Raw genomic sequence first — 10049 nt, forward strand, 5'->3', positions numbered from 1 at the left:
GAAATGGGGCGAAAGTCTGTGGACTCTGTGTAAGACAGTACATGGTTTTTTAACTGTGGTATGCGACGGTGGTGGAAGCAGAAACTTAAATCGTGAGGTTTAGGAATCGCCGCACTTTTAGGGCGGCGAGGATGTCAAGCTTTATTGTCCCCCCAATTTGCTCCCACCGGGATAAGAGTGGCTGTAGTAGTGGGGACAATTTTCTTGACAATTAACCACGGTTATGCTATAGTTGCAATCCTTATAACTGACTTATCATTCTTTAGCGATCGCTCTATTGGAATAAAGCAAAAATAGATATATGATCAAGACAAGATCTGCTTTCATAGCGATCGAGACGAATATTCAGGAGTTCGATTTACCATGGCTACTGTTTTATTGAAAACTGGCGAGTTCCGAGAAATCCCTGATGATCAGTTAATTTCTTTCCTCGAGGAAAACCGAGATTTGATTCAAGATCGACAATCACCCAGAAAAAGAGCGATTAAAAGACCTATATCGTCGAATGTTACCTCTACCAGTACAAAATGACATCGATATTTGTTTCGTCATATTGGTAGATACCTTGTTCTGATTCTTCTTCCGTTTTCGAGTATTCCACCTTACACCGACGAAAAAGTCGGTATTGGGTTTTCTGGTTATCTTGAGGGTTTCCTCGATACTCCTCTTCCTTACCTAACTCTATATAAACGAATAGTTTTTTATATTTTCCGTAGACTGGCTCCCCCGATTTTGCCGAGTCAAATTCTAGCTCATTCAATGCTTTAATTCGTTTAATCATATTAGTGTTTAAGTTGGTTTTTGTTTTATAATATCCTATTATTGTGATTTTATTAGATTAGGTCGAGGTCTATTGTTTTGAGAGGAGAAGATGTGGCCAGATTTGTCACAGCAGTACCCGATAGTTTAGGAGATTGAAAATGAGTAAGTTTCAATTGTTTGATGGTGTTAGACTAAGGGAAGATATACCTTTAATTGATGGCGGAATAGCTCCTATCGGGACAGTTGGGACAATTGTAGAAATTCTCAAAAATGGGGAAGCTTATCTAGTAGAATTATTTGGAGATTGGGTTAAATATGATGAGCAGGGAAATTTTGTCTGTGCAACTCAGACAGAAAAGGGAGCATTCCTCGAAACAATCGGCGTAGAAATTGTCTATCCTCATCAATTGGTGTTGACTTTTTCTGCCAAGCAAACGATGACCTTGACCTAAATCTATCCCCTTCCAATAGCGAGTGGGAATCTAATAATCTTTCAGTTTTAAAATGGTCGATTAAGACAAGCAGAAGGAGATTTATCCCTCAATTCAATCTTGACAGACCACTAATTATCCTATCACGGCTCTTCTGGTTTCTGTGTGGAAACGGGGTCTATACTGATAGTTTCTTCAGCAAAATAGTCCTAAAAGTCTTTTCCAGTAAACATTTCAATATTTTATAAGCAAAAATTATTACATACATAAGTAAAAAATATCACAAAAAGTCGAGAAGAACCCTATCACTGATTATTGTTTACTGATAACTGGTCAAGTCTCCCATTTCCCCGCCCCCTATCCTAGTTATCTGTAGCCTACTTTTACTTTTAATTGGTGTAAAATAGCAGCAGTATCTACTCTAGGGTAAGATTAACTCCCTTAGCTAGGATTTGATAGCTGCGATCGCTCTCTTTTCAGTAAGGCACTAGCGAGAAAAATACCCAGTATTGCCAATACAGCCATAGCATAAAAAGCGTAAGTGTAAGTACCGAACCAATCGCGAATTCTACCGGTTACTAAAGTTCCGATCAAAGCACCGACACCGTAGGCAGTAAAAACAATACCGTAATTTTGGGCGTAGTGGTCAGGATTAAAGAAGTGGAGAGTGGTAGCGGGAGCTAGGGCTAACCATCCCCCTAAACAAAACCAAAATAGACAAAAAGCCACTATATAGCTAGTAACCGCCCCTTTTTCGGCCTTGACCATCAACAGACAACCAATCAAAATGAGTGTATAGGCTCCGATCGCTAGATAATGGGGTTTCCAGCGATCGCTCAACCAACCGAACAAAGGACGACTAATACCATTAAACAAGGCAAATAGCGCAACACTACTAGCCGCTAACCCCGGCTCGATCTGGATAATTTCCTCAGCCACAGGACTAGAAATACCGATGGCACTCAAGCCAATTAAAGCACCAATAGCATAGCAAAGCCATAAGCCATAAAATGAGCGACTTTTCAGCATATTCACCGGATAATTGGCCTGAAAGTCGGATTTTCGATTAGCTAAATTTGCGGGGGGTTGCCAGTCTTGAGGGGGTAACTTCATTGTGATCGCAATAATCACAATAATTATTGTAAAGATAATCCCCAAAAATCTTAAACTTGGTCTAACGCTATATTCATTGATCAATCGATTGGCTAAAGGTGCGGTAATCAGGGGAGAAAGGCCAAATCCGATGATGGTTAAACCCACCGCTAAACCTTTTTTGTCGGGAAACCAGCGTGCCACCACTGCCATGGGAACACCGTAAGCGATGCCGACTCCTGTGCCGGCAATGACTCCGTAGGTCAGAATAATTGTCTGGATCTGAGCGGCAAAACTAGCGAGAATATAGCCTAAACCGACGATAATTCCGCCGATAGCCGTCATCCTGCGAGTGCCTACCCGGGGGATATAAAAACCGGCGATCGGCATAGAAGCGGCATAAAACACTAGGGCCACAGTGTAGGGTAGTAAGCTTTCCGTGGCGCTGAGATTTAACTCTGTTTCTAGGGGTTTTCTAAAGATACTCCATGAGTACACCGTCCCTAAACAGAGTAAAACGCCCATTCCTAGAGGTATTAATAACCATCTACCTTTGGCCGCGGGTAATCCCAAAACTGTCAACTCGGAATCATAATTACTGTTAGTCATAGATCGCCGTGACTCTTTCTAGACTTGCTGGCCAGTATTCTAGATGAGGTCATGGCTAATGGGGCAAATTTTCCAGAAAATTTTCCGATTAAAATAAGGGGCGAATTATTTCGCCCCCCTTTAAAAGTTTCCCCCCATCTATAGCTGAGGGACTTCTGAGGATTTTTAACTAAACTGCCGCGAAGTAAACTTTCGACTTCACAGGGTCGGGAACCATGGTAGCATCCCCTTCTTGCCAACCGGCGGGACAAACTTCATCCGGATGGGATTGGACGTATTGAATCGCTTTCAGAGTGCGGAGGGTTTCATCGACACTGCGACCGAAAGAAAGATTATTAATAGTAGCGTGTTGGATAACACCTTCTTTATCGATGATAAAGAGACCGCGCAGGGATACCCCCGCATCAGGATCAAGAACATTGTAAGCGGTGCTGATTTCTTTTTTCAGATCCGACACCAAAGGATAGGCCACATCCCCCACACCGCCGGATTTTCTCTCGGTTTGAATCCATGCGAGGTGAGCAAATTCGCTATCGACGGACACCCCTAAAATCTCGGTGTTGATGCTGGCAAATTCGCTAACTCGATCGCTGAAAGCGGTAATTTCCGTGGGGCAAACAAAGGTAAAATCGAGGGGATAGAAGAATAAAACGACGTATTTACCCCGATAATCCGATAATTTGATGGTTTTGAACTCTTGATCGAAAACGGCGGTCGCGGTGAAATCCGGCGCCGCTTGTCCGACTCTTAAGCAACCTTCGGCGGTCATACTCTTAATCTCCTTAATCTAGTTTCTGGGAAAATGCAACTATTTTTACATTCCTTAACAACTATATCATAGTCATAACGATTTTGAGTAGTCAGCAATCAGTGATCAGTGATCAGTGATCAGTTATCAGTGGCTAGTGGGGAGATAGGGAGATAGGGAGATAGGGAGATGGGGTGGTCACTGCGTGTGCGTTGCGGGGGTGATGGGGGTTAGGTGTTAGAGAGGTTTGATCGGGCGAGAGAAAAAGAATTTAATAAACTGCATAATGTTCACTTTCGCAGCCAAAATAAGAATTTAAGGACAGCGAAAGAGATCGTTGCACAAGCAATTTAGCCCATCGTACAACTTAGTACAACTTTCTTGCCTCAACGTTCCTCCACGATGCTGTCTGCTTTTACTTATAGTTGCAAAGACTATGTCATCAAGCACCAGTAAATATCTATCCCTATCCCAACGTCAGCAACTTCTCGAAATCTTAACAGAACCGAATATCTCTGATGTTGATCGCAAACGGATTCAAATCATTCTTTTCGCTGACGAGGGCAAATCCCAGGGCGAGATCCGTAAGCTTCTCGATTGTACTGCCGCCACCGCTAGTAAATGGATACTGATCGCCGAGAGTGGCAAGATCGATCACTGGCAGAAATACCGCCGCGGTCGCCCTTCCAAAGTTGATCAATTTTACCTCGATCGCCTCAAGGAACTGATTACTAAATCCCCCCGGGATTTCGGCTATTCCTTTAAGCGATGGTCGGGAGTTTGCTTAGCGCGGCATCTAGAGAAAGAATTCGGGGTTGCACTCACCCCCACCCACATCAATCGCCTCCGCAAACAGCTACAGCCGATCCGCATCGTCGATCTTTCTCCTTCAGCCAAAGCTTAAAACAACTATGCTCGATACTCACAGCCTCGTCAATCCCTGGCCGGAATTCCTGTCCGAAACCCAGTGGCGGAGTCTCCAGAAAACGGCGATCACCCTCTCTCCGGAAGCGGGTACTTTGTCCCTACAGCCCGGATTATATCTAGTCGTTCGCGGCAAAGTTCGCATAGCGAACTCGCAGCAAAAAGAGATGATCGCGCTCAAAACCGGCGAATTTTTCGGGGAATTCTCCCTCTTTCCCCGATCGGGTTTTCTTCCCTACTCGGTTCGAGTCTCCGCAAAGGCGGAACTACTTCTTATCCCCGAGTCCGCCCTGAGGCCGATCCTGAAAAAACACCCCGCCCTGAAAAAAACATTACTACAACGGGCGCGGGAAATTGAGCAACTTCTTGGGACGAAGACAGAAGAAACGGACAAAAAAAGCGATCGAGCCTATTTCCCCTCTCCGGCGCAGCGGTTAGGTCACTGGATCGGGCAATCCCTCCGCCGTTATCCCTTCTTCGAGCAACAGTCCGCCTCCGATTGCGGGGCGGCCGGTTTAGTCATGATCGCCCGTTATCACGGCAAAAGAATCAGCGTCAACCGTTTGCGGGAAATGGCCAACGTCAACCGCGACGGGGCATCCCTGAAGGGACTGATCACCGCAGCGGAAAATATCGGCCTCTCCACCCGTCCGGTAAAAGCGACTCTAGAGGGATTAGGGAAACAGCCCCTACCGGCGATCGCTCACTGGGAAGGCAAACACTTCGTTGTTATCTGGAAAATTACCCCCAAACAGGTGATTATTGGCGATCCAGCGATCGGGCAATTAACCCTAAGTCGTGCCGAATTCGCCAGTAAATGGACGGGATTCACCCTGCTGCTGCAACCGAACCAGAAATTCCGGGACACGAAAGAGGATAAAACCTCTCTCTGGCAGTTTTATCGCTTACTGGAACCCCATTGGTTCGTGCTGCTGGAAATTTTCGTCGCCTCGCTCTTTATTCAGATATTCGGCTTAATTACGCCGATTTTCACCCAGTTAATCCTCGATCGAGTAATCGTCCAGGGGTCCTTAACTACCCTTTGGGCGATGGGGATCGGTGCGCTAATTTTCGGGGTTTTTCGGGTGGCAATTACTGGTTTACGCGCCTATCTCCTCGATCACACCGCTAATCGCATCGATACGGCATTAATCACCGGTTTTATCCGCCATACCCTCAGCCTTCCCCTCGGTTATTTCGAGTCCCGCTATGTGGGCGATATTATTTCTCGCGTCGGGGAAAATCGCAAGATTCAGCGTTTTCTCTCTGGGGAAGCTCTCTCGATTTTACTTGACTTATTAACGGTTTTCGTGTATGTGGCGGTGATGTTCCGCTATAGCTGGCAATTAGCCCTCATCAGTTTAGCGATCGTGCCACCGTTCCTTCTGCTGGCGTTAATTTCTACCCCTTTTCTGCAGCGAATATCCCGGGATATTTTTCAGGCGATCGCTAAGGAAAGCAGTTACCTGATCGAGATTTTAACCGGTATTCGTACCGTCAAATCTACTGCCACAGAGCGATCGACCCGTTGGCACTGGGAAGACCTTTTCTCGGTGGAGGTCAAGAAAAATTTCTCCGGGCAGATCATCGGCAATAATCTCCAGATATTCAGTAATCTGATCGAATCTTTAGCGACGACAGGGTTACTCTGTTTCGGTGCCTATCTAGTGATTCAAAATCAATTATCGATCGGACAATTGATCGCCTTTAATATGCTTTTTGCCCAGATCATCGCGCCTTTTCAACGCTTAACCGTTCTCTGGACGCAATTTCAAGAAGTCAATATCGCCGTCGAGCGCATTAACGATGTACTAGACGCAAAGCCGGAGGAGAATTTAGAGGAACTTTCCCGTCAGTTTCTCCCGGAATTACAGGGACATATTCGCTTTGAAAATGTCACCTTTCGCTACCACACCGACAGCGATCAGAATGTTTTAGAAAACCTCAGTTTTGAAATTTTACCCGGTCAAACCGTTGCCCTCGTCGGTCGGAGCGGTTCGGGAAAAACCACGATCTCGAAATTACTGATCGGCCTCTATCCCCCCACCGATGGGAAAATCTCGATCGACGGTTACGATCTGAGTACGATCGCCCTCAGTTCCCTCCGGCAACAGGTGGGAGTCGTCGATCAGGATACTTTTCTCTTCGGTTCCACGATTCGGGAAAATATCAGTTTGGGTCATCCCGATCACCCCCTAGAAAATGTGGTGGTCGCGGCGAAATTAGCGGGAATTCATGACTTTATTCAATCACTGCCGATGGGGTACGAAACTCAAATCGGCGAGGGTGGAGGGCTACTTTCCGGGGGACAGAGACAACGGATCGCCATCGCTCGATCGTTGATGGGAGAACCGCGGTTATTAATCCTCGATGAAGCCACTTCCCACCTCGATACCGAATCGGAACGGATTATTCAAACAAATCTCCAGAAAATTCGGCAGAATCGCACCATGGTGATTATCGCCCATCGCCTCTCTACGGTGCGGAACGCGGATTGTATTCTCGTTCTCGATCGAGGGGTATTAGTCGATAGTGGAACCCATGAAGAATTAATGGCCCGTCCCGGTATTTACCGTAATTTGAACTCTAATCAATTGAGTGAATAACTATGACAACCAATCTAGACAGAGAGCGCGATAACTGGTCTTTCCATACCAAAGAATTGATCGATACTTTACCCCTACCCTGGACGCGTGGTTTACTCTATTTTCTGATTATTTTCGTCTCGATCATTCTCCCCTGGGCGATATTCTCAAAAGTCGATGAAACGGGTGTTGGTCCAGGAAAACTGGAACCCCAAGGGGAAACAGTCAAACTCGACGCAATCACCGCAGGAGAAGTGGAAAAAATCTATGTCCGTGAAGGCCAAGAGGTGAAAGCAGGACAACCGATTTTAACCCTAGATTCCTCATTAATCGGCAAGGAAATACAACAAATTGAGGAGAAAATAGAAGGACAAAAAAGCCGTCTTTCCCAACAGAAACTGGTCAAAAGTCAGTTAGAGATTTCTTTAACCACCCAAAGCCAACAAAATCGCGCGGCGGCAGCGGAAAAAGAAGCCTCGATCGAACAAGCGCGGGAGAATGTGGACGCATTAATCAAGAAGGCCAAAATATCCCTAGAAGAACAACAGGCGCGGGTAAATCAAGCGAAAACCGCCCTCGCACAAAGTCAGACCGATTATCCGATTCTCAAAAGTCGTTATGAAACGGCTTTAAAAGAAGTCGATCGCTACCGAAAAGCGTGGGAGGATGGCGCGATATCGGAGGTGCAATTCATCGAGCGCGAGGACAATGCCAAGGAGCGCCAACAACTCTACGAGCGGGGAAAAGCGGAGGTAAAAGAAAATCAACATAAACTAGCGGAATTAGAAAGCAACCACCGTCAGACGAGTCAACAAACGAGCGCGGATATCGCCCAAGCGCGTCTGCAATTACAGGAGCGGCAGCGGGGTTATCAAAGTCTCCGCCATTCCAACGAGTTGGCACTCTTAAGGATACAGGAGCAGATTAACAATCTAGAAACGGAGATCGGAACACTGGCATCGGAAATCGCCCAAAGCGAGAGCCAACGGCAAGCGCTCCAAATCCAACTAAGTCAGAGGGTTTTAAAGGCGAATACCGACGGCACGATCTTTTCATTACCGATTAAACGCGCGGGTGCGGTGGTGCAGTCGGGAACGCGGGTTGCGGAGATAGCACCGAAAGGCTCCCGGTTTATTCTCAAGGCAGAAATGCCCACGGATCAAAGTCAATTTCTCCGCGCCGGTATGCCGATAAAAGTCAAGTTCGATGCCTATCCTTTTCAGGATTACGGCATTATCGGCGGCAAGATTACCAAGAAATCACCGACGGCGATCGAAAAGGAAACGCCCAACGGAAAAATTAACGTTTTCGAGCTAGAAATTCAACTCGATCGCTCCTGTATTCAAAAGGGAAATCAATGTATTCCCCTCAATCCGGGAGATACGGCTACCGCAGAAGCGATCGTCCGTCAGCGTCGGGTGATCGATTACATCCTCGATCCCTTTAAGGATCTGCAAAAAGATGGGTTAAAACTGTAGTTTTTTTAGGTATCAAAGCCAAATTACTTACACTCCTCCCTAACCCTCTTGCCTATCTCAACTAGGAAATTAATTTCGCATAACTGTTTCAGGAGTCATTATGTCCCATAGTATCACCATCACCAATCAAGACCTTATTCAACAGCTTAAGCTATCGGGGAAAGTTCCCGAAATGGCCGAGAGAATTATCGCTCGGAAAATCATCACCGAAACTGCCACGGAAGCGGGGATTAAAAACACAACTGACGAGTTACAACAGGCGGCCGATCAATTCCGTCTCGCCAATGAATTACATAACGCCAAAGATACATGGAATTGGTTGCAAAAACAGGGCTTATCCCTAGACGATTTCGAGGCGATCATTCAATTCAGTTTACTATCTGGTAAATTAGCCGAACATCTTTTCGCAGACAAAATTGAATCCTATTTTGTGGAACACCAGCTAGATTATACTGGCGCGGTGATCTATGAGGTAGTGTTAGCAGATCAGGCGATGGCGGAGGAGTTGTATGAATCGATTCAGGAGGAGGAAATCAGCTTTCAGGAAGTAGCACATCGCTATATCGAGGATGTGGAATTACGACGCAAGGGGGGTTATCGCGGTACTGTTTACCGTAAGGATTTACGACCGAATCTTTCCGCCGCAATTTTCGCATCGGATTCTTCTCGATTGTTGAAACCGCTGCAAGGCGATCGAGCTTTTCACCTGATTTTCGTCGAGGAAATCCTTAAGCCGAAGTTAACCGAGGAGTTGGCTCTGAAAATCCGTGTCGAGTTGTTTAACGGCTGGGTAAAGGAGAAGATTCAGGAAATAGAATACGAGTTAAGTAATTAATTGTGGATGGGGTGGGTAATACTCACCCCGCAAACATAGTAAGGGAAGATAAGAGTTATGGAATGTGTGATCTGTAAAAACGGTACGACTCGATCGGGTTTCGTAACCGTTACTTTAGAGAGAGATGATTGTATCGTGATTCTAAAACAAGTCCCCGCAGATGTCTGTCAGAATTGCGGGGAGTATTATCTAAGCGAGTCGGTCACTGCGGAAGTTTTACAGAAGGCCGAAGATGCGGTTAACAAAGGTGCGGAAGTAGAGATTATCCGCTATGTCGCTTGAGTGCGTCTTGGTAGAGTATAAAGAGAGCGATCGAGGTTTTCACCTGATTTTCGTCGAGGAAATCCTTAAGCCAAAATTAGGCTCTTCGTTACTTGTTATGGTTCGATAGGAGGGCATAAATCGACTAAATCCTTATCTGGCAAAAGACTTAATTGATTAGTTCGCTCTAGAGCAAAAACAATTGACAAAAATCGCTAAGTACCTTTCTCTATAAGGGTTCAATACCTTATAACCCCCGTCCATTGCATAACACAAACCGAAGAGCCGTTTTCCTTCTTGATAATTCTGATAAGCAAGTCGAGC

General features: G+C 45.8%; 10 protein-coding genes. 7 read left to right on the plus strand and 3 right to left on the minus strand.

Features of this window, described 5'->3' with window-relative positions:
• Window positions 1-144 precede the first annotated feature (144 nt).
• Complete coding sequence (gene nrtS, locus PX636_RS18645) at window positions 145-297, plus strand: nitrate/nitrite transporter NrtS (RefSeq protein ID WP_256380716.1); 153 nt, start codon at window positions 145-147, stop codon at window positions 295-297.
• A 217-nt stretch (window positions 298-514) separates the two neighbouring features.
• On the opposite strand, the gene PX636_RS18650 is transcribed toward nrtS, so the two are convergent.
• Window positions 515-781: a hypothetical protein gene (locus PX636_RS18650; RefSeq protein WP_004161646.1), complete on the minus strand. Its 267-nt coding sequence runs from the start codon at window positions 779-781 to the stop codon at window positions 515-517.
• 139 nt (window positions 782-920) lie between these two features.
• Between PX636_RS18650 and PX636_RS18655 the strand changes: the two genes are divergently transcribed.
• Window positions 921-1214: a DUF4926 domain-containing protein gene (locus tag PX636_RS18655; RefSeq protein ID WP_125730485.1), complete on the plus strand. Its 294-nt coding sequence runs from the start codon at window positions 921-923 to the stop codon at window positions 1212-1214.
• 420 nt (window positions 1215-1634) lie between these two features.
• Here the strand turns inward: PX636_RS18655 and PX636_RS18660 are convergent, their stop codons facing one another.
• The gene (locus tag PX636_RS18660) at window positions 1635-2894 is read right to left on the minus strand and encodes an L-lactate MFS transporter (RefSeq protein WP_288118259.1); all 1260 of its coding nucleotides are present in this window, start codon (window positions 2892-2894) and stop codon (window positions 1635-1637) included.
• A gap of 169 nt (window positions 2895-3063) precedes the next feature.
• Window positions 3064-3663 (minus strand): peroxiredoxin, encoded by a 600-nt coding sequence (locus tag PX636_RS18665; protein ID WP_002735961.1) that lies wholly within the window; start codon window positions 3661-3663, stop codon window positions 3064-3066.
• 415 nt (window positions 3664-4078) lie between these two features.
• Between PX636_RS18665 and PX636_RS18670 the strand changes: the two genes are divergently transcribed.
• From PX636_RS18670 to PX636_RS18690, 5 genes are all read left to right on the plus strand, one after another.
• Window positions 4079-4546: a helix-turn-helix domain-containing protein gene (locus tag PX636_RS18670; protein ID WP_288118260.1), complete on the plus strand. Its 468-nt coding sequence runs from the start codon at window positions 4079-4081 to the stop codon at window positions 4544-4546.
• A 7-nt stretch (window positions 4547-4553) separates the two neighbouring features.
• Window positions 4554-7172 carry an ABC transporter transmembrane domain-containing protein gene (locus tag PX636_RS18675; RefSeq protein WP_288118261.1) on the plus strand — a complete coding sequence of 873 codons (2619 nt, stop codon included), beginning with the start codon at window positions 4554-4556 and terminating at the stop codon, window positions 7170-7172.
• A gap of 2 nt (window positions 7173-7174) precedes the next feature.
• Window positions 7175-8629, plus strand: a complete 1455-nt coding sequence (locus tag PX636_RS18680; RefSeq protein ID WP_288118262.1) for a beta-barrel domain-containing protein — start codon at window positions 7175-7177, stop codon at window positions 8627-8629.
• 100 nt (window positions 8630-8729) lie between these two features.
• Window positions 8730-9464, plus strand: coding sequence for a foldase protein PrsA (locus PX636_RS18685; RefSeq protein ID WP_288118263.1), 735 nt, complete (start codon window positions 8730-8732; stop codon window positions 9462-9464).
• A gap of 57 nt (window positions 9465-9521) precedes the next feature.
• Window positions 9522-9746: a type II toxin-antitoxin system MqsA family antitoxin gene (locus PX636_RS18690; RefSeq protein ID WP_288118265.1), complete on the plus strand. Its 225-nt coding sequence runs from the start codon at window positions 9522-9524 to the stop codon at window positions 9744-9746.
• The last annotated feature ends 303 nt before the right edge of the window (window positions 9747-10049 follow it).

Origin of the sequence: Microcystis sp. M53598_WE2 (assembly GCF_030067735.1) — a bacterium.
GTDB lineage: Bacteria > Cyanobacteriota > Cyanobacteriia > Cyanobacteriales > Microcystaceae > Microcystis > Microcystis aeruginosa.

Coding starts and splice junctions, on each gene's coding strand:
- PX636_RS18675 (WP_288118261.1), top strand. CDS start 4,554: ATGCTCGATACTCACAGCCTCGTCAATCCCTGGCCGGAATTCCTGTCC.
- PX636_RS18685 (WP_288118263.1), top strand. CDS start 8,730: ATGTCCCATAGTATCACCATCACCAATCAAGACCTTATTCAACAGCTT.
- PX636_RS18650 (WP_004161646.1), bottom strand. CDS start 781: ATGATTAAACGAATTAAAGCATTGAATGAGCTAGAATTTGACTCGGCA.
- PX636_RS18680 (WP_288118262.1), top strand. CDS start 7,175: ATGACAACCAATCTAGACAGAGAGCGCGATAACTGGTCTTTCCATACC.
- PX636_RS18655 (WP_125730485.1), top strand. CDS start 921: ATGAGTAAGTTTCAATTGTTTGATGGTGTTAGACTAAGGGAAGATATA.
- PX636_RS18660 (WP_288118259.1), bottom strand. CDS start 2,894: ATGACTAACAGTAATTATGATTCCGAGTTGACAGTTTTGGGATTACCC.
- PX636_RS18670 (WP_288118260.1), top strand. CDS start 4,079: ATGTCATCAAGCACCAGTAAATATCTATCCCTATCCCAACGTCAGCAA.
- PX636_RS18690 (WP_288118265.1), top strand. CDS start 9,522: ATGGAATGTGTGATCTGTAAAAACGGTACGACTCGATCGGGTTTCGTA.
- PX636_RS18665 (WP_002735961.1), bottom strand. CDS start 3,663: ATGACCGCCGAAGGTTGCTTAAGAGTCGGACAAGCGGCGCCGGATTTC.